The 18,216-nt window shown below is 32.2% G+C and carries 21 protein-coding genes; 14 read left to right on the forward strand and 7 right to left on the reverse strand.

The genetic code is table 11. The features are described from left to right. Positions 1-4: 4 nt before the first annotated feature. Positions 5-442, reverse strand: coding sequence for a hypothetical protein (locus tag WNY78_RS07410; RefSeq protein ID WP_342872562.1), 438 nt, complete (start codon positions 440-442; stop codon positions 5-7). Further along, the gene (locus WNY78_RS07415; RefSeq protein ID WP_342872563.1) at positions 429-1,598 is read right to left on the reverse strand and encodes a THUMP domain-containing protein; all 1,170 of its coding nucleotides are present in this window, start codon (positions 1,596-1,598) and stop codon (positions 429-431) included. Before WNY78_RS07415 ends, WNY78_RS07410 begins: the two co-directional genes overlap by 14 nt. Before the next feature lie 96 nt (positions 1,599-1,694). On the opposite strand from WNY78_RS07415, the gene WNY78_RS07420 reads away from it, so the two are divergent. From WNY78_RS07420 to WNY78_RS07455, 8 genes are all read left to right on the forward strand, one after another. Further along, complete coding sequence (locus WNY78_RS07420; protein WP_342872564.1) at positions 1,695-2,426, forward strand: class I SAM-dependent methyltransferase; 732 nt, start codon at positions 1,695-1,697, stop codon at positions 2,424-2,426. Then, the gene (locus tag WNY78_RS07425; RefSeq protein WP_342872565.1) at positions 2,426-3,100 is read left to right on the forward strand and encodes a ZIP family metal transporter; all 675 of its coding nucleotides are present in this window, start codon (positions 2,426-2,428) and stop codon (positions 3,098-3,100) included. The genes WNY78_RS07420 and WNY78_RS07425 overlap by 1 nt, the downstream gene beginning before the upstream one ends. Before the next feature lie 11 nt (positions 3,101-3,111). Continuing rightward, positions 3,112-3,513, forward strand: a complete 402-nt coding sequence (locus WNY78_RS07430) for a hypothetical protein (protein WP_342872566.1) — start codon at positions 3,112-3,114, stop codon at positions 3,511-3,513. 136 nt (positions 3,514-3,649) lie between these two features. Next, positions 3,650-3,838: a CopG family transcriptional regulator gene (locus tag WNY78_RS07435; RefSeq protein WP_342872567.1), complete on the forward strand. Its 189-nt coding sequence runs from the start codon at positions 3,650-3,652 to the stop codon at positions 3,836-3,838. Next, on the forward strand, positions 3,838-4,125 hold the full coding sequence (locus tag WNY78_RS07440) for a type II toxin-antitoxin system RelE/ParE family toxin (protein WP_342872568.1): 288 nt from the start codon (positions 3,838-3,840) through the stop codon (positions 4,123-4,125). The genes WNY78_RS07435 and WNY78_RS07440 overlap by 1 nt, the downstream gene beginning before the upstream one ends. Before the next feature lie 9 nt (positions 4,126-4,134). Then, positions 4,135-4,563 (forward strand): DUF4268 domain-containing protein, encoded by a 429-nt coding sequence (locus tag WNY78_RS07445; RefSeq protein ID WP_342872569.1) that lies wholly within the window; start codon positions 4,135-4,137, stop codon positions 4,561-4,563. A gap of 73 nt (positions 4,564-4,636) precedes the next feature. Then, positions 4,637-5,146 (forward strand): DUF3124 domain-containing protein, encoded by a 510-nt coding sequence (locus WNY78_RS07450; RefSeq protein ID WP_342872570.1) that lies wholly within the window; start codon positions 4,637-4,639, stop codon positions 5,144-5,146. A 31-nt stretch (positions 5,147-5,177) separates the two neighbouring features. Beyond that, a complete protein-coding gene (locus tag WNY78_RS07455; protein ID WP_342872571.1) occupies positions 5,178-5,549 on the forward strand; it encodes a VOC family protein in 372 nt (123 codons plus the stop codon). Positions 5,550-5,556: 7 nt separating this feature from the next. On the opposite strand, the gene WNY78_RS07460 is transcribed toward WNY78_RS07455, so the two are convergent. The 5 genes from WNY78_RS07460 to WNY78_RS07480 all read right to left on the reverse strand — a co-directional run bounded on the left by WNY78_RS07460 (position 5,557) and on the right by WNY78_RS07480 (position 12,405). Beyond that, entirely contained in the window at positions 5,557-6,183 is a 627-nt protein-coding gene (locus WNY78_RS07460; protein ID WP_342872572.1) for a hemolysin III family protein, read from the reverse strand. After that, the gene (locus WNY78_RS07465; protein WP_342872573.1) at positions 6,183-6,872 is read right to left on the reverse strand and encodes a DUF4294 domain-containing protein; all 690 of its coding nucleotides are present in this window, start codon (positions 6,870-6,872) and stop codon (positions 6,183-6,185) included. The genes WNY78_RS07460 and WNY78_RS07465 overlap by 1 nt, the downstream gene beginning before the upstream one ends. Before the next feature lie 184 nt (positions 6,873-7,056). Beyond that, complete coding sequence (locus WNY78_RS07470) at positions 7,057-7,602, reverse strand: hypothetical protein (protein WP_342872574.1); 546 nt, start codon at positions 7,600-7,602, stop codon at positions 7,057-7,059. Positions 7,603-7,835: 233 nt separating this feature from the next. Then, positions 7,836-11,486, reverse strand: a complete 3,651-nt coding sequence (locus tag WNY78_RS07475; protein WP_342872575.1) for a M1 family aminopeptidase — start codon at positions 11,484-11,486, stop codon at positions 7,836-7,838. Between the two features lie 31 nt (positions 11,487-11,517). Continuing rightward, positions 11,518-12,405: an ABC transporter ATP-binding protein gene (locus WNY78_RS07480; protein WP_342872576.1), complete on the reverse strand. Its 888-nt coding sequence runs from the start codon at positions 12,403-12,405 to the stop codon at positions 11,518-11,520. A 138-nt stretch (positions 12,406-12,543) separates the two neighbouring features. Here WNY78_RS07480 and WNY78_RS07485 point away from each other — a divergent pair, with 138 nt between their 5' ends. From WNY78_RS07485 to accC, 6 genes are all read left to right on the forward strand, one after another. Beyond that, positions 12,544-13,632 carry a M42 family metallopeptidase gene (locus WNY78_RS07485; protein ID WP_342872577.1) on the forward strand — a complete coding sequence of 363 codons (1,089 nt, stop codon included), beginning with the start codon at positions 12,544-12,546 and terminating at the stop codon, positions 13,630-13,632. 40 nt (positions 13,633-13,672) lie between these two features. Further along, a complete protein-coding gene (locus tag WNY78_RS07490) occupies positions 13,673-14,830 on the forward strand; it encodes an aminotransferase class V-fold PLP-dependent enzyme (RefSeq protein WP_342872578.1) in 1,158 nt (385 codons plus the stop codon). A 2-nt stretch (positions 14,831-14,832) separates the two neighbouring features. Beyond that, positions 14,833-15,384, forward strand: a complete 552-nt coding sequence (locus WNY78_RS07495) for an NUDIX domain-containing protein (RefSeq protein ID WP_342872579.1) — start codon at positions 14,833-14,835, stop codon at positions 15,382-15,384. Between the two features lie 22 nt (positions 15,385-15,406). Beyond that, a complete protein-coding gene (locus WNY78_RS07500) occupies positions 15,407-16,093 on the forward strand; it encodes a PrsW family glutamic-type intramembrane protease (RefSeq protein WP_342872580.1) in 687 nt (228 codons plus the stop codon). Positions 16,094-16,175: 82 nt separating this feature from the next. Continuing rightward, positions 16,176-16,664, forward strand: a complete 489-nt coding sequence (locus WNY78_RS07505; protein WP_342872581.1) for an acetyl-CoA carboxylase biotin carboxyl carrier protein subunit — start codon at positions 16,176-16,178, stop codon at positions 16,662-16,664. A 101-nt stretch (positions 16,665-16,765) separates the two neighbouring features. After that, the gene (accC, locus tag WNY78_RS07510; RefSeq protein ID WP_342872582.1) at positions 16,766-18,205 is read left to right on the forward strand and encodes an acetyl-CoA carboxylase biotin carboxylase subunit; all 1,440 of its coding nucleotides are present in this window, start codon (positions 16,766-16,768) and stop codon (positions 18,203-18,205) included. Positions 18,206-18,216: the final 11 nt, after the last annotated feature.

The raw sequence follows: 18,216 nt of genomic DNA on the forward strand, positions 1-18,216 counted from the left end.
TAGCTTAGTATTTTTTACTAATTTTAATTTGCTTTCCATCGGTTGGGTAATCTGTTCCTTTGATAGTTGCAATTGCTCTAAAATACATCGTATCTTTTACAGTTTTAAGCATTTGAATTCTTAAACCTCCACCTTCTTCGATTAATTTTTCTACTTCGGAAATATCTTCCTCAGGAGTTCCCTCTTTAATTGTTAAAACATAGTTGCAATCATCTGTCCAAGTAATATCTAAATCCATAAATACTTTAGCAGAAATAGATTCAAACTGACTTGTTTTGTTTCGTTTAAGTGTCGATTGAGGTACGATAGAATCTCCTGGAATTATAAAAGTTCCTGTTTTAAACTTTTTACATTTTAATTCTTGTCCGAAACTAATTGCACTAATCATTACTAATACAACAACACATACTATTTTTTTTATCATCATTTTAATCGTTATCATTATTCATATATTTTCCTTTCTTACTACCTTCATACATTACATATTTCACTAAACGCGCTTCTAATTTTGCATTTACTAAATGTATTTTTCTAGAAGGTCTCAAACCAACATGTTTTAAAGCTTCTAGATTTGAAGTTATAAACCAAGCATCTGTTCCAGGATATCCTTGTTTTAGAGTATCACCAATATTTTTGTAAAATTCCTCCATATTGATATCTAAACGTTCTCCATAAGGTGGATTAAAAACCATGTGCAATTTATTCTCACCAGCTTTTTGAGTTTTAAAGAAGTCTTCGTGCTGTATGCTTATGAATTCATCTAAATGCGCATTCTTTATGTTATCCTTTGCTTTAGCCACTGCACTAGGTGATTTATCATAACCATACATTTTATGATGAAAATCTCTTGTTTTACTAAGCAAAGACTCTTCTATTTTCTCAAATAACTCTACATCCCAATCTTCCCAACGTTCATAAGCAAACTCCTTACGCATTAAGTTTGGAGGAATATTACAAGCAATCATCGCAGCTTCTGCCAAAATGGTTCCACTACCACACATTGGATCCATAAAATCAGATTGACCATCCCAACCAGACAACATCACTAATCCTGCTGCCAAAACTTCATTTATTGGTGCAATATTTGTCGCTGTTTTATAACCTCGTTTATGTAAAGATTCTCCAGACGAATCAAAAGATATAGTACAAACTTGTCTATCAATATGCACATTAATCTTCAAATCTGGAAAACGTAAATCCACATTAGGTCGTTGCCCATCAGTTTCTCTAAATTTATCTACAATGGCATCTTTTGTTTTTTGAGCAACATATAAAGAATGAGTAAACGCTTTAGAATGAACAGTTGCATCAACCGCTAAAGTTCCCGTAGGTTTTAAATACGTATTCCAAGGCATTTTATAAACTTGATCGTAAAGGTCTTGCTCATTAGAAACCCTAAATGTTTTTATAGGCTTTAATATTTTAATGGCAGTACGAAGTGCTAAGTTAGCCTTATACATAAAACCCTTGTCTCCTTCAAAACTTACATTTCTAACGCCTTTTTTAACATGCATTGCGCCTAATTGTATGAGTTCTCTCTCTAATAACTCTTCAAAACCAAATAAGGTTTTGGCTACCATTTTATAATTATTCTCCATGCTCTACGACTAATCGTGTATTAGATTGCAAAAATAAAGTATTTTTGTGGTTTAGAAGATGAATTAAAGAGATTCCCACTTCTATAGAAAATGAATATGACAAAAGACACTCAACAATGGTATGCGTCGTGGTTTGACTCGCCGTTTTACCATATATTATATAAAGATCGAGATCATACCGAAGCGCAACACTTCATGGATAATCTCACTAACTATCTTAATATTCCTGAGCAAGGTGAAATCCTTGATTTAGCCTGCGGAAAAGGGAGACACTCAGTATATCTCAACAGTTTAGGGTATAATGTTACAGGTGTAGATTTATCCGAAAACAGCATTGCTTACGCTAAACAATTTGAAAATGAAACGCTTCAGTTTGAAGTTCATGACATGTGTAAACCGTATAAAAAGCAGTTTGATGCTGTTTTTAATTTATTTACAAGTTTTGGATATTTTGAAAACGAAGAAGATAATCTAAATACCATAAAAGCCATACATGCTAATTTAAATGACACAGGATTTGGAGTTATTGACTTTATGAATAGCGAATATGTGATAGACCAGCTCGTTTCCGAAGACACAAAAACAGTTGAGGGCATTGATTTTCATCAAAAAAGGAGTGTACAAAATGGTTATATTGTAAAAGATATTTCTTTTACTGTAGATGGTGAAGAGTATCAATTTCAAGAACGTGTTAGAGCATTTACATTAGAAGATTTTGAAGCACTTTTTGCAAAAGCAGGTGTGTATTTATTAGATGTTTTTGGAGATTATAAACTCAATAAATTTGTATCAAAAACATCAGAACGTTTAGTCATGATATTTAAATAATGCAATCGTATTTACTTCCCATATTAGCAGTAGGCATCGGTGTTTTGTTGGCATTTATTACCAAACAAAAAAAATCATTATACACCAAACTCCTACTCTCTTTTAGTGGTGCTTTTTTATTAGCACTCACACTTTTTGATTTATTACCAGAGGTCTATCATCATCTAGAAGCAAAAACCACAGGATTGTTTATCATGTGCGGAATTCTATTACAAATCATCTTAGAATTTTTCTCAAAAGGTGCTGAGCATGGTCACGTTCATATTCATAAAGACGAAACAATTTTCCCATGGATGTTGTTTATTAGTTTATGTTTACACAGTTTTTTAGAAGGGTTTCCAATCCATGAGCACAACGACATGGTTTATGGAGTCCTCATTCATAAAATCCCGATTGCAACATTAATCTCAGCGTTTTTGATGCAATCTAATTTTAGCAAGCTCCAAATAGCAAGTTTCTTAGTCGTATTTACATTTATGACACCTTTAGGAACTTATATTTCTAATGCTACGGAAATATCCACGGATCACCTCACCATGATCAATGCCATTGTTATTGGGATCTTTTTCCATATTTCTACGACGATACTTTTTGAAAGTAGCGAAGGTCATAAATTTAATTTGTCTAAGTTGATTGCTATTATACTTGGTGTTGGGATTGCTTATATTATATAATAGAAAAATAGATGAACGAATTAGCTCAAATCGGAAAGAAACGAACCATACTAATATCTATTAGCGTACTATTAATTTCCATACATACAATTTATTTTTATCACTCCATTCGTCCAGAAGTAGATGGTATGAAACTTTTACAACAAATAATAAGGTTTTTATTAACTGTAGGACTATTGTACGCTACTTATATTGGAAAAAAATGGGGACAAATCATAACTGTAATACTTTTTGGTTTAGCTATTGTAGGAGCAATAATTGGTTTCTTAAGCACTTTGGATGTACCATTTATTAATACAATTCCATTTTATGTAATGATTTTTATTTACGGAATTGGTATTTCTCATTTTGGATTTTCTAAAAGTTATAAAGCATTTTTTGAATATCAAAATTGGATAAGAGGTAACCAATAAGAAAAACAACATAGCCTTTACTTAATTATAGTGATTATATTAATTATCAAATAAGCATATTTGGTGTAAATTAGCACCAAATAAGACTATTATGGCAAGGCAGAGCATTTCATTTACGCAACCTAATGACAAGTAGTTGAAAAATCAAGTTGAGAATAACGAATATTCTAGTAAAAGTGAACTCGTTAATGATTTGATTAGACAAGCAAGAAAGCAGCAAGTGCAAATTGATTGGATTCATGCAAAACTAGAAAAAGCAGAGAAAAGCGGATTTACAAACCTTAGTAAAGAAGACATTTTAGCAGAAGCTAAATCTCAACTTTAATGGCAAACTATAAACTAAGTAATGTAGCCAAAGAAGATTTAAAAAGAATTCATAAATATGGAGTTGAAAATTTAGGAATGAAACAAGCTGATTTATATTTCAATACTTTTTTTGAATATTTTGATTTGATTGCTGAAAGTCTGTTTTCATTTGAATCTGTAGATCAGATAAAACAAGGCTATAGACGCTGTGTTTGGGGTTCTAACAGTATTTATTACAGAATAAATGAATCTATTGTGGAGATTATGGCAATTGTTGGAAGGCAGGATTTAAATACTATTATATAACCCAAAACAATGTTCTCAAAAGAAGAAAGCAGACTATTAAGAGAAGAATTCTGGACCAGTTTTGGGAAGTCATTTCCTAGAAAATGGATTTTGTATGATACAAAAATTAAAGGCTTTTCGTTTAAATTTCATTTTGATACTAAAAAAGCATTAGTCGCTTTAGACTTAGAAGATGATTTAGAAAACAGAATTAAATACTGGGAGAAATTACAATCTTTAAAAGCTATTTTGGTGAGTGATTATATTTCCGAAGTCATATTTGAAGAAGAATACTTTTTAGAAAACGGTAAAGAAATTTCAAGAGTCTATCTACCTCTAGAACAAAAAGTATCCATCCATAATAAAAATACCTGGCGAGATGTAATGGTATTTTTTAATGAAACCATGAATCAGTTTGAACTGTTTTTTGAGGAGTATCGCGATTTTTTGGAAAGTTAAATATTACATTTTATTGGAACTTGCGAGAAATTGCAATATCTTAGGCATAACATTAATCTAAAGTCTTAAAAAATTGAAATTAACATCCATTTTTATAATTTGTACTGTTTTACTTTTTAGCTGTGAGCCTCCAAAAGAATCTGTAGACATTCACCAAGAAAACTGGACAAAAAGGCAAATTAACACACCTCTAAATGATTCTTTAGAGTATGGAAAGTCTTACCTATCTATTTATTCACAAATTTATAGTATCTCTCAACATACAACTTACAATCTTACAGCAATGGCGAGTTTGAGAAATATAAGTGATACAGACACCATATATCTTACTAAAGCGTCATATTATGGAACACATGGTGAATTATTAAAAACCTATTTTGATAAGCCTATTTATTTAGCGCCTTTAGAAACTACTGAAATTATAATTGATGAAATAAACGTTGAAGGTGGTACTGGTTCAAATTTTATGTTTGAGTGGAAAACGCCAAAAAATTGTCCTGAACCTTTTTTTGAAGGTGTTATGAATTCTACAATGGGAAAACAAGGGTTGTCTTTTACAACGCATTCAATTAGGATAGAGTAATTTCAACTTTAAATTATAAAAACGACACTTTATGACACTAGGTGCATTTTCAATCAGTTTAGCAGTTAAAGACATCAACGCCTCAAAAGCATTTTATGAAACCTTAGGTTTTACAGTCTTTGGAGGTCAATTAGAGAACAACTATCTCATCATGAAAAACGGTAATTCTCTTGTAGGATTATTTCAAGGTATGTTTGATAATAATATTTTAACCTTTAATCCTGGTTGGGATGAGAACGCAAACAACTTAGATGAATTTGATGATGTGAGAGCAATTCAAAAACACTTAAAATCTAAAGACATCAAACTAGAAAGTGAAGCAGATGAAACCAAAACAGGTCCTGCAAGTTTTGTAGTTCTTGATCCTGATGGTAATTCTATTTTAGTTGATCAACATGTGTAGCAAAACTCTAAATCACAAACCCATACACCATAAAAAAGTGACAAATGGCACCTCCTAAAACAAAGAAATGCCAAATCACATGATTATACGGTATTTTGTTAATGGCATAAAAGACTATACCTAAAGTATAAAAAGCACCTCCTGCAAATAATAAATACAATCCGTTAGTTGCCATTCTATCTGCTAATGTAGAAAAATCAAATACGATAAGCCAACCCATTACGAGATACAAAAGCGTTGAAAAGGTTTCAAACCGTCCTGTAAAAAAGAGTTTTAAAATCACTCCAAAAGCTGCAATTCCCCAAACTGTATAGAAAAGCGTCCAGCCATGGCTATCTGGCAATGTGATTAACAAAACTGGTGTGTATGTTCCTGCAATAAGCAGATAAATACTAATGTGATCTACGATTCTAAAATAGTGTTTACGTTTATCTCCTTTGACAGCATGATAAAATGTTGATGCTAGAAATAAAATGATGATTGAGAATCCGTAGACAACAACACTAAAAAGTGCGTAGGGCATTTCTGTTTGTAACGAAACTATTAATAGAATTAAGCCTAAAATACCTAAAGCAGCTCCTACTCCATGGCTCCAAGCATTTAACTGTTCTTCAAAAGGCGTTTGAATGCGCATTAATTTTTAGTTTCTGCGGTTGCTTTGTTATTGAGCCATTTATCTGTTAAGTCATAGAAATCGAAATCGATTGCTGGCTTTTGACGTTCTAATTGTCTATTTTGAAATGCTCGTTCTAATATATCTTCTATTAAAAAATCTTCTTTCACTTCCATTGGATTGAATTCTTCTTTTAGTGAAATATCAAACATGCTCGCAGTTGTATTAAACCAAAATGCTCTCCAACCGCTTCGTAATTCTTTGATGAGACCAAAAGTAGTTGTACCAGTTTGTCGATGGATGAGTTTAACAAGAATCTGACCTTCAGTACGCGTCAGTTTCTTTAATTCTGCAGAAAACTCATCTTCAATATATTTTTGGATTATTTTAGCATACCTCTTTTTTGCACGCTTGCTTTCTAATTTTTCTAAACGTTCACTTAATGTAGTCAACCGATCTGCAGCTAATTTTGCATAAGGGTACACTTTTAAAGTCTTACGTTTTAAAATCAAATAGGTAATGCGATCTTCTTTACTCGCAAATTTTAATTTATGTAATAGTAATACCTCATTGAGATCAATGGATGTTTTTGGGATAGAATCACCTTCTACCAAAATATATTCTACAGCAGTAGAGTCTTGTACCACAGGTTCAATTTGAGCTGTGAGTATCAATGGTAGAATAAACAATATGTATAACAATCGCTTCATGTGTAGGTAATTATCCAAAACTATTCCAAATACGCTGTAAAATTAAATATTTACAGATTGAAAACCCTTAAAATCCTATTAATATTGTGATTTGACGTTTTTTTTCTTCGGAAATGAGCGTAAAAATGACCTGCTAACTATAAAATCAAAAGGTCTTATATTCTATTTTACTAATAAGGAATTGTTATTCTATTAGTTCAGGTTTAAAAGGAATTCCGAATATCCCATTTTGCATTGTAATTTCAAATTCTTTTTTCTCACTTATTTCCATAAAATCATCGTAATGCATAAACATGGAGTCCACATCATTGTCATACAATTTACCTGCAATTCTGCCACGAACTTCATACATCTCATCATGCATAACGACCCAAATACGAGAATTTGATTCACCATCAGAGTTATCTGTAATAGTACTAGCTACAAAAGTTTCATTGCTAACACTTATGGAAGTGATTCTATTTGTTTTCAAAGCAATTGTCATACATAAATCTGAAGTAAAAGTATGTACTAAGTAACTCATCATGAGTACATAAAAAATATAAAAACTTTTAGACCATTTACCACCAGTAAATTCACTTTTTCTAAATATTATTAGAAAAGAAATCAAAATTGATAATACAATAGTGATTGGCAATATATTATTACGCAATTTATCTACATCAGTGATTAAATAAAGTTTAGATTCTGTTGGCAGCAATTTGAACGTTGCTAAAAACAGTAATATCATGACTATAATTCCAATTATTACTCTTTTATGCTTTTTCAGCTTTAATATCATCTACTATTACTAATGGATTTAAACATTAACAGTGGCAACACTTATTTCCGAAGAAATAAATAGTCATCAAAACATTATTCTCGAATATTTTTCAAATCTAGGTGCCTTTTGCGACTCTGCGAAAGTATTAAATTCTGAATAAGTACGATTCAACGAAAAACAACTCAACAATTAAACATTTTTTACAACTTCTGCCTATTATCATTAGACTGTGTATCTATCAAAATATTGAAAGGGTCTACTCCTACTTCTGTAGGTTTTTCATCAACAATAATTGAAATTTTGTTATTGATTTGCGTTATTTTATGTTTCTTCAAATATAAAATTCGTTCTTTCTTTTTTCCGTCGATTTCATCTTCAGTAAAAATTCCGATGTCTACATAATCTTCTAACTTAACTGATACTATTGGCCTTTTCTTTCCGTCTGCTAAATACGAAATAGAATCACGACCAGGTTCAGAATAATAACGTCTTCCTTTTTCATTGTTTCTATATTTACTAACGTTAAATTCTATATCAACTTTGTACTTACCATTATCCATTTCCGTAGAAGACACATCTAGAATACGGTTGTCGTATAGTGTAATGGTTTCGAACATGTCTTTGATAACATATTGCAAACTATCTGGTGTAACTTTCCTAATATGATTGACCATTTCTATTGACGTTGTATAAGGTGCATCTTGAAATTTCACTTTCTCAACATAACCTTTAAGCGCATCATTTAAAACCTTTTCACCAATATAATCGCTAATACCATAAAACACCAATGATCCTTTTTGATAACGTATATAGCCTTGACCGTCGTTGTACATTAGCGCATTTTCGCGTTTACTTTCAAAAGTTCTTGATGTTAGATAATCATCTAGAGCTTTCTTTAAAAATTTACGCATTTGAGGTTTCCCAAGTTCTTTTTCAAGGACTTTAAGTGCCACATATTCTGATAAACTTTCAGATAACATGGTTGCTCCCAAAACATCTGCTCCAATCACTTGATGAGCCCACCATTGGTGTGCGACTTCATGAACCGTAATGGCGTAAGTGTAATCAATACCACCTTCTTCACTATCATCAACATCTGCAATAAAACCAGTATCTCCTCCAAACGGAATTGTATTAGGAAACGATTGTGCGAATCCACCACTTGGGAATTCAACAATACGTAATTGTCTATGTTGATACGGACTGAAATTCTCGCTATTATATTCTAACGATGCTTTCATACCTCTCATCATGCGTTCTAAATTATACTCATGACCTTTGTGGTAATAAATTTCTAGACTAACATCTTTCCATTTATCACGTTTAACTTCATAATCTGCAGAGTTGTATGCATAGAAATTTAAGATTTTACTATCCATTTTATAATGGAAATAACGACGACCATTCTCTGTCCATTCCTTTTGCAAATAACCAGGAGCAATTGCTATTTGGTCTTCGCTAGTACTAACAGTTGTTTCAAAGTCTATCCAATCACTATCATTAGCAATATATGTATTACCCAATGCTGTTGAATCACTAGGAAATGGTCTTAACTTATTAGGTGGTAAATCGTATTTTTTTCTTGTTTTATCATCTGTAAGCTCATTACCTCCAGAATATCCTAAAGAAGGAAACAATTCTTTATTATTAATAAAAGTTCCATTAAAAACTACAGGAGAATTATTACTAATCAACGTATTTGGTTCATTTTTCACTGTAAAATGAAGCGTCATCGTATCTCCAGGAGTCATTGGACGTTCTAGTTTATAAATATCAAAATTGTAAATAGTATCCTCTTTTACTAAAACATTGGCACGATCAAATTTAAACGTACTTGGATAATCATTATGATTAAGAAAAATGCTATCTATAGTTTCATTGGTTTTATTAACCAATACATAATCTCCTGATGCTTCAAAATTTCTTTCAGCTGGAAATAAATTAACATCTGTAGTCACAGCAACAACTCTAGGCTGAGCGTAGCTTTCAAACTTTTTATACGTCTTCTCCCAATCTACTCTTAGTTGCTCACGCTCATTAGAAGAATAACTAACATTATCAATATTAGTCTCCTTGAAAATGCTAAATCCTAAAGCTATAAAACCAACAAACAAAGCAGCGAATGCAATAGCTACAGGTGTTTTAAATCTTGATTTCGCAATTGATAAACGTTCTCTAAATGAATGAGGTAAACCACGAACCCAGAATAAAGCTGTAACAATCATTAGCATTAAACCTGCTAAAACCCAATAGCTCTTATATAGTAAATAACGACCAAGAGAATCGCCATAGCCGTTCATATCATTATATCTAAAACCTGGACCTTCATTATATTTAAATATAGATTGCTCAACACCTGCTAGAGACAATAACGGAATTCCAATAGACAACACAATCAATACAAATAATCCTAAGTATGGATTTCTAATTAATGTTTGTACAGCTAAGGCTAAAAATGCCCAAATCACATAATTAATCAGTTTTAAACCAAATAATTCTTTGATATATAAACCAATTTCAAAATCATAATAACCTTTATATAACTGGAATAAAATACCTGCAACCATAATTACTGCAAGTAATAATATCTGCATTTTGACAATGGCAATAAATTTTGATAAAAATAATGACCAATTTGGAATTGGAGTGACATCAATCAACCCATTTATTCTATTCGTTTTACTTCTATTTACCAACATTCCTGCATATAAAAAAGTACAAATATTTATAGCAATAACAAATGCTCCTCCACCTCTTAGCATTCTCCATGTCATTGGATATGTTGGTGTTGCGTAAGGGTTTCCTACATCGGCAAGTGCGATTAAAACAATAATTAATCCTACTAGAACAATAGATATAAATGGCCAGCTTTTAGCGATGTATTTAAAATCTATATTGGAGAGTTTCCAAGTTGTTTTTAAATTCTGAACAAATGAATAATCAAAGTTTACCTTCGGAAGATTAATACGTGTAATACCTCCAAAATTACGCTTAGTAGCACGTTCACCTTTTTCTCTTCGGAAAAGACTAAAGGACACTGCATTTTGGCTAAACTGAAAGAACTTATACACCAATCCGAAAATTAAACTCGCAACACCCAACCATAATAAACGGTTATATAGAATCAATTCTTTTATAGGTATGTGCAATTCGTTTTGCTCTGAAACAGTCCAGTATCTTGTGTAATAATCTGATGCTGCAGCTCCAAAAGGATCTAATAAACCTGCAAGATATCTACTATCTGGATCAGATAATAAACTTTCAGTCACTCCTTGAACAAACAATAATAGTATGACTGTTATAAATCCTGCTGCAATATTTCTAGTAAAGGTTACAACTGCAAATACAATCGCTCCAAAGAGTAAAATATTAGGTAAAATAAAAATCCAATAGGCATTAAAATAAGATTTGATATCGAAAGCTGTTACCAATTCAGAATTAGTTCCAGGCATTCTATAACCAATAAACATCCCAATTCCAATGACAAACACAATGCATGTAACAATTAAAATAGAACTGAAAAACTTTGCAAATAAGTAATTTCCTTTAGAAAACGGATAAGAGTATAAAATGGTATGCATTTCACTTTTATAATCTCTATAAACTGAAACACCTATAATTGATGGGAATAAGAAAAATATAAAAACAGTTAATCCATTAAATAAACCCGTAACTCCACTTGGCGAGTTTACAATTCTAGAAGAACCTGTTGTAGCTGTGATACCATCAAAGATTCCTGCAGTTGTAGCAGAAAAAAACAATGCTAAGACAAAGAAAATTGCCATATAAATATAAAATGCTGGCTTTTTGAGCCAATACTTTAGTTCATGTAAAAATATAGTAGAAAACATAGTGTACTTTTTTAAAAATTATGAATAAAAATTAGCTTAAAACTGGTTCGTCTTGTTTTAAGGCAATAAAGTACACATCGTCTAATTGTGGTTCTGAGTTTATGAAGTCTGCATCTGGCTGAACATCTGCAAACACTCTAATATTTAACGTATTATCTTCATTATAATTTGAAGATAACACATTGTATTTCGCTTCATTTTGTTCTAAATCGTCACGCTCAACAATTTTAGTCCAAATTTTATTGGTTAATTCTTTTCTTGCGTTTGATGGTGTGGTTTGTTTTAAAATACGACCTCCATTTAAAATAGCCATATCGTTACATAATTCTTTTACATCTTCAACAATATGTGTAGAAAATATAACCGTACAATTCGTACCAACTTCTCTAAGTACGTTTAGGAATCGATGTCTTTCTGCTGGATCTAATCCTGCTGTTGGCTCATCAACAATAATTAATTTTGGATTATTAAGTAATAATTGAGCAATCCCAAAACGTTGCTTCATTCCTCCAGAATATCCTGCAACATGCTTTTTACGCATGTCATATAAATTAGTAATCTCTAAAACTTCTTTTACTAATGCTTGTCTTTCAGATTTTGAACTCACTCCTTTTAAAGTAGCGAAATAATCCAGTAGATCTTCTGCAGACATTTTTGGATACACTCCAAATGACTGAGGCAAATATCCTAACACTTTTCTTAGTGACATTTTATCTTCCAAAACATTAATATCTCCAAACATAATAGAACCAGAATCTGGACTCTGTAATGTTGCAATAGTTCGCATTAAAGACGACTTACCTGCTCCATTTGGTCCAAGCAATCCAAACATTCCTGTTCCGATTTCTAGATTGAGATTATCAATAGCTTTAACACCATTTTTGTATGTTTTTGTAAGATTTTCAATGACTAATTTCATTATCAGTTAATTTAGATGGTTATGATATTGCGATATTAGTGTAAAAATAGTTGAATTTGTTACAAAAAATTGTTCCGAAGACATTAAAAAGAGAATAATACTCGTTATTTTTACGGAAATAGAAACACTTAAAATCTTATGGCTACTAAAAGTATACTTAATAAAAAATCACTTGATTTCCTCGAAAAATATTTAAACAATGCTGCTCCTACAGGTTATGAATGGGAAGGACAGAAAATCTGGATGGATTATCTAAAACCTTATGTAGACGAGTTTATTACAGATACTTATGGATCTGCAGTTGGTGTCATCAACCCAAAAGCAAAATACAAAGTAGTTATTGAAGGCCATGCAGATGAGATTTCTTGGTATGTGAATTACATTAGTGACAACGGATTAATCTACGTCATTAGAAATGGTGGAAGTGATCACCAAATTGCACCAAGTAAAATTGTAAATATCCATACTAAAAATGGCATCGTTAAAGGTGTTTTTGGTTGGCCAGCAATTCATACAAGAAACAAAGCTAAAGAAGAAGCGCCAAAACCAGACAATATTTTTATTGATTGTGGTTGTTCGACTAAAGAAGAGGTCGAAAAACTTGGCGTTCATGTTGGTTGCGTCATCACATATCCAGACACTTTTCATATCCTTAACAAAGACAAATTTGTTTGTCGCGCACTAGATAATAGAATGGGTGGTTTTATGATTGCAGAGGTTGCTCGTTTACTTAAAGAGAATAAAAAGAAATTACCGTTTGGTTTATATATTACAAATTCTGTTCAGGAAGAAATCGGTTTACGAGGTGCACAAATGATTACAGAGACCATTAAACCAAATGTAGCTATCGTGACAGATGTAACGCATGACACAACAACTCCAATGATCGACAAAAAGAAAGAAGGTCTTTTAGAATTGGGTAAAGGTCCTGTGGTTGCTTATGCTCCAGCTGTGCAACAAAAATTACGTGATTTAATAACAGATACTGCAACAAAGAAAAAAATACCTTTCCAACGCTCAGCACTTTCCAGAGCAACAGGAACAGATACAGATGCTTTTGCTTATAGCAATGGAGGCGTTGCATCTGCGTTGATATCTTTACCTTTACGATACATGCACACAACAGTGGAAATGGTACATCGTGAAGATGTAGAAAATGTAATTAAAATGATTTATGAAACCTTACTGAAAATTAAGGATGGAGAGACGTTTTCTTATTTTGAATAACTAATCAATCCTGCTTTTTGCAGGATTTTTTTCATAAACTATGAATTTAACAAACCAAAAACATCTCTTCTCAATTTCAGAAGATGTTACCTATCTAAATATAGCTGCAATCTCACCGTCTTTTAAAGCTGTTGAGCAAGCAGGTCTTGATGCTGTTTTACAAAAGAGCAAACCGTATACAATACCAACATCAGATTTTTTTGATCCAGTAACCGAAGTGAAAAGTTTATTCTCAAAACTCATTGATAATGACGAACCTGAACGTATTGCAAGTATTCCTTCTGTTTCCTACGGAATGGCAACAGTTGCAAACAATATCAAACTCAAACCAAACGATGAAATTCTAGTTATAGAAGAACAGTTTCCTAGTAATATTTATGCTTGGAAAAAACTAGCAGACAAATACGATGCTAAAATTATAACGATTGCTAGTCCTAATTTAAAGGAAAACAACGCTAAGCAATGGAATCAAGATCTTTTAGATCATATTACCAACAAAACAGCAGTTGTTGCTTTAGGACAAATACATTGGTCTAACGGAACCATTTTCGATTTAAAAGCTATTAGAGCAAAAACAAATGAGCACAATGCTTTATTAATAGTTGATGGTAGCCAAACGATTGGAGCTTTTCCTTTTTCTATAAAAGACATTCAACCAGATGCATTGATTTGCGCTGGTTATAAATGGTTATTTGGACCTTACGGTTGTGGTTATGCGTATTATGGAAGCTATTTTGATCAAGGAGAACCTATAGAAAATAATTGGTCAAATCGTTTACATAGTGAGAATTTTTCAACATTAACCAATTATGAAGATGAATATAAACCATTTGCAAATCGGTATGTTGTTGGTGAAAGTGGAAATTTCATTTACGTAAAAATGCAAATTGAAGCCCTCAAGCAAATTATAGAATGGACACCAAAAGCCATTCAAGACTATTGTAAATCAATTTCTATAGAAGCAACAAAACAACTCACAGAATTAGGTTGTCAAATTGAGCATCCAGATTATAGAACTCATCACTTATTTGGTGTCAAACTACCAGAACATTTAGATCTCAATAAATTGAAATCAGAATTGCAAAAACAGCAAATTTATATTTCGTTTAGAGGTCAGTTTATTCGTGTTTCATGTCACTTATTTAATACAGAAAGCGATTTTGACAAACTTGTTAATTGTATAAAATCTATCATTTAAATATGGAAGAATTCATAGACATCGTAGATCAACAAGGCAACCCAACTGGTGTTTCCGCTACAAAATCTGAAATACATGCAAAAGGGCACTTTCATAATACTGCGCACGTTTGGTTTTATGATTCAGACGGAAATATCTTACTCCAACAGCGTGCTGCTTCAAAAAGTATTTGTCCGTTGCTTTGGGATGTTTCGGTTGCTGGACATATTGATGCAGGAGAAACTCCAGAACAAGCTGCTGTTAGAGAAGTAAAAGAAGAAATAGGAGTTGATATTTCCGAAGACCAATTAATTAAAATTGGTGTATTTGAATGCTTTCAATCCTATCCCAACGGAATTATCGATAATGAATTTCATCATACATTTATTGTTGAGACTAATTTATGGATAGACGATTTTATTCCGCAGAAAGAAGAAGTAGAAGCTTTGAAGTATGTATCAATGTATGAATTTGCAGGAATTATGGATAATATCGGAAAAAACAATCATCTCATTGCCTCTAACTTGTCTTATTATGAACAAGTCATGTTAGCCATCTTAGAAGAAACTACTTGATTTTTTTTACTACTTTTCAAAAATGAAATTACTCGCTTTAGCATTTGCTCCAATCTGTGTCATTATACTCTACATCTATTTTAAAGACAAATATGATAAAGAACCAAAGCGATTATTAGTGTTTAGCTTTCTATTAGGAGCCATTGTAAGTATAATAGTTACGACTATTATTTATTTTGGATTTGATATGGTTTTACCACTAAAAGATGAGTTTAGCGTCCCACAACAATTCGTAAAAGCCTTTCTAGTTGTTGGATTAACTGAGGAGTTTAGCAAATACATAATTGTTAGATTTTTTAACCAACCTAAAAAACATTTTGATGAACCTTTTGACGGCATTATGTATGCTGTCATGGTTTCTATGGGTTTTGCTGCTACTGAAAACGTGTTTTATGTTTTAGAAGGTGGTTATGTTACAGGAGTTTTAAGAGCATTTACAGCAGTTCCAGCTCATGCAACGTTTGGAATACTCATGGGTTATTTTATGGGATTAGCTAAATTCTCTAAAAACAGAATTACACTCAACTTATTAGGCTTACTTCTCGCAGTTACTTTTCATGGATTTTATGACTTCTTCCTTTTTATAGATTTTATTCCAGGGATTTGGATTGGTGCTTTTATTTCACTTATAATTGGAATTATACTATCTCATAAAGCCATAAAAAAACATCAAGAGGATTCACATTTTAATCCTGATAATGATTTATAATCTAATATCTATTCAATAGAAAATCTCATTTACGAAAACGTTATAATTGATTATCTTTACATCAAATTAAAAACATCTTTTAATGAGTCAATCCTTTAAAGTAAATGTCAATTCTTCACTAGATTTTGATATTTCACAAACTGAAAGCTCCCAATTAAACAGCATAAAAGTTTCAGACAACGCATATCATATTTTACATGATAACACATCCTACACTGCGGAAATATCTGCATCAAATTTCAATGAAAAATTGATTAAAGTCAAAGTTAACAACAACACTTATAACGTTAATATTTTCAATGAATTAGACACACTAATAAAAGATATGGGTTTTGAATTAGGAAACTCAAAAATAGTGAATGATGTCAAAGCTCCAATGCCTGGATTAATTCTTGAGATTACTGTAAAAATCGGACAAGAAGTTGCAGAAAACGACACACTTTTAATCTTAGAAGCCATGAAAATGGAAAATGTATTAACCTCTCCAAGAGCAGGTATCATTAAATCTATTTCTGCTAAAAAAGGAGACGCTGTAGAAAAAAACCAATTGCTAATTGAATTTGAGGCATAACCAATTATCCTGCGAGGTTTTTAAAATCTTGTAGGTATCTAAAAGTTAAACTAATTAAAAAAGATTCCCTTTTTTCAAGGGAACGATAAAAATATTTATCGATGAAAAAATTACTCGTAGCAAATCGTGGAGAAATCGCCATTCGTGTGATGAAAACCGCGAAAAAAATGGGAATCAAAACCGTTGCTGTATATTCAACAATAGACAGACAATCACCTCATGTAAAATATGCAGACGAAGCTGTACTAATTGGAGAAGCGCCTTCTAATCAATCGTATTTATTAGGTGACAAAATAATTGAGGTTGCTAAAAGTTTAAATGTAGATGCCATACATCCTGGTTATGGATTTCTTAGTGAAAATGCAGATTTCGCAGAAGCTTGTGAAAAAAATAACATCATATTTATTGGTCCAAAATCTCATGCTATTCGTGTTATGGGAAGCAAATTGGCTGCAAAAGAAACTGTCAAAGCATACAATATACCAATGGTTCCAGGAACAGATGAAGCCATTACAGATATTCCAGAAGCTAAAAAAATAGCAAGTAAAATCGGATTTCCTATTCTAATCAAAGCTTCTGCAGGAGGTGGTGGAAAAGGCATGCGAATCGTAGAAAACGAAGCCGAATTTGAATCTCAAATGGATCGTGCCATCAGTGAAGCCGTGAATTCTTTTGGTGATGGATCCGTTTTTATAGAGAAATACGTTGCTTCTCCAAGACATATTGAAATCCAAGTGATGGCAGACACTCATGGCAACGTCATTCATTTATTTGAGCGCGAATGCAGTATTCAACGTCGTCATCAAAAAGTGGTTGAAGAAGCACCATCGAGTGTACTTACTCCAGAATTGCGTCAGCAAATGGGTGAAGCTGCTGTAAGAGTTGCCAAAGCTTGTGATTATGTTGGTGCTGGTACTGTAGAATTTTTATTGGATGAAAACCTCAATTTTTATTTCCTGGAGATGAATACGCGTTTGCAGGTTGAACATCCCGTTTCTGAGATTATTACAAATACAGATTTGGTAGAACTTCAAATTCAAGTGGCTCGTGGTGAGGTGTTACCTATAAAACAAGAGGATTTAAAGATTCACGGTCACGCTCTTGAATTACGTGTGTATGCCGAAGATCCGTTGAATAATTTTTTACCTAGTGTTGGAACTTTAGAAGTGTACAAACTTCCTCAAGGCGATGGAATTCGTGTTGATAACGGGTTTGAAGAAGGGATGGAAATCCCAATTTATTACGATCCGATGATTTCTAAGTTGATTACCTACGGAAATACGCGTGACGAGGCTATTTCGTTAATGAAAAAAGCAATTAATGACTATCACATTGAAGGGATTCAAACGACTTTACCCTTTGGAACTTTTGTTTGTGATCATGACGCTTTCCGAAGTGGAAATTTCGATACACATTTTGTAAAAAAATATTATTCACCTGAACAATTATTAGAACAACAAAAAACTGAAGCTAGAATTGCAGCTTTAATTGCTGTGAAACATTATGTTGAAGAACAGAAACAACTCAGAATACCTGATTAGTCTCAGTTTTC

The sequence above is a fragment of the Psychroserpens sp. AS72 genome, assembly GCF_038900375.1.
Classification (GTDB): domain Bacteria; phylum Bacteroidota; class Bacteroidia; order Flavobacteriales; family Flavobacteriaceae; genus Psychroserpens.

What these genes read in the sequence shown, in the direction of transcription:
- WNY78_RS07490 (WP_342872578.1), top strand. Translation starts at nt 13,673, where the DNA reads ATGAATTTAACAAACCAAAAACATCTCTTCTCAATTTCAGAAGATGTT.
- WNY78_RS07425 (WP_342872565.1), top strand. Translation starts at nt 2,426, where the DNA reads ATGCAATCGTATTTACTTCCCATATTAGCAGTAGGCATCGGTGTTTTG.
- WNY78_RS07440 (WP_342872568.1), top strand. Translation starts at nt 3,838, where the DNA reads ATGGCAAACTATAAACTAAGTAATGTAGCCAAAGAAGATTTAAAAAGA.
- WNY78_RS07485 (WP_342872577.1), top strand. Translation starts at nt 12,544, where the DNA reads ATGGCTACTAAAAGTATACTTAATAAAAAATCACTTGATTTCCTCGAA.
- WNY78_RS07455 (WP_342872571.1), top strand. Translation starts at nt 5,178, where the DNA reads ATGACACTAGGTGCATTTTCAATCAGTTTAGCAGTTAAAGACATCAAC.
- WNY78_RS07415 (WP_342872563.1), bottom strand. Translation starts at nt 1,598, where the DNA reads ATGGAGAATAATTATAAAATGGTAGCCAAAACCTTATTTGGTTTTGAA.
- WNY78_RS07410 (WP_342872562.1), bottom strand. Translation starts at nt 442, where the DNA reads ATGATAACGATTAAAATGATGATAAAAAAAATAGTATGTGTTGTTGTA.
- WNY78_RS07460 (WP_342872572.1), bottom strand. Translation starts at nt 6,183, where the DNA reads ATGCGCATTCAAACGCCTTTTGAAGAACAGTTAAATGCTTGGAGCCAT.
- WNY78_RS07495 (WP_342872579.1), top strand. Translation starts at nt 14,833, where the DNA reads ATGGAAGAATTCATAGACATCGTAGATCAACAAGGCAACCCAACTGGT.
- WNY78_RS07465 (WP_342872573.1), bottom strand. Translation starts at nt 6,872, where the DNA reads ATGAAGCGATTGTTATACATATTGTTTATTCTACCATTGATACTCACA.
- WNY78_RS07475 (WP_342872575.1), bottom strand. Translation starts at nt 11,486, where the DNA reads ATGTTTTCTACTATATTTTTACATGAACTAAAGTATTGGCTCAAAAAG.
- WNY78_RS07420 (WP_342872564.1), top strand. Translation starts at nt 1,695, where the DNA reads ATGACAAAAGACACTCAACAATGGTATGCGTCGTGGTTTGACTCGCCG.
- WNY78_RS07470 (WP_342872574.1), bottom strand. Translation starts at nt 7,602, where the DNA reads ATGATATTACTGTTTTTAGCAACGTTCAAATTGCTGCCAACAGAATCT.
- WNY78_RS07430 (WP_342872566.1), top strand. Translation starts at nt 3,112, where the DNA reads ATGAACGAATTAGCTCAAATCGGAAAGAAACGAACCATACTAATATCT.
- accC (WP_342872582.1), top strand. Translation starts at nt 16,766, where the DNA reads ATGAAAAAATTACTCGTAGCAAATCGTGGAGAAATCGCCATTCGTGTG.
- WNY78_RS07445 (WP_342872569.1), top strand. Translation starts at nt 4,135, where the DNA reads ATGTTCTCAAAAGAAGAAAGCAGACTATTAAGAGAAGAATTCTGGACC.
- WNY78_RS07505 (WP_342872581.1), top strand. Translation starts at nt 16,176, where the DNA reads ATGAGTCAATCCTTTAAAGTAAATGTCAATTCTTCACTAGATTTTGAT.
- WNY78_RS07480 (WP_342872576.1), bottom strand. Translation starts at nt 12,405, where the DNA reads ATGAAATTAGTCATTGAAAATCTTACAAAAACATACAAAAATGGTGTT.
- WNY78_RS07500 (WP_342872580.1), top strand. Translation starts at nt 15,407, where the DNA reads ATGAAATTACTCGCTTTAGCATTTGCTCCAATCTGTGTCATTATACTC.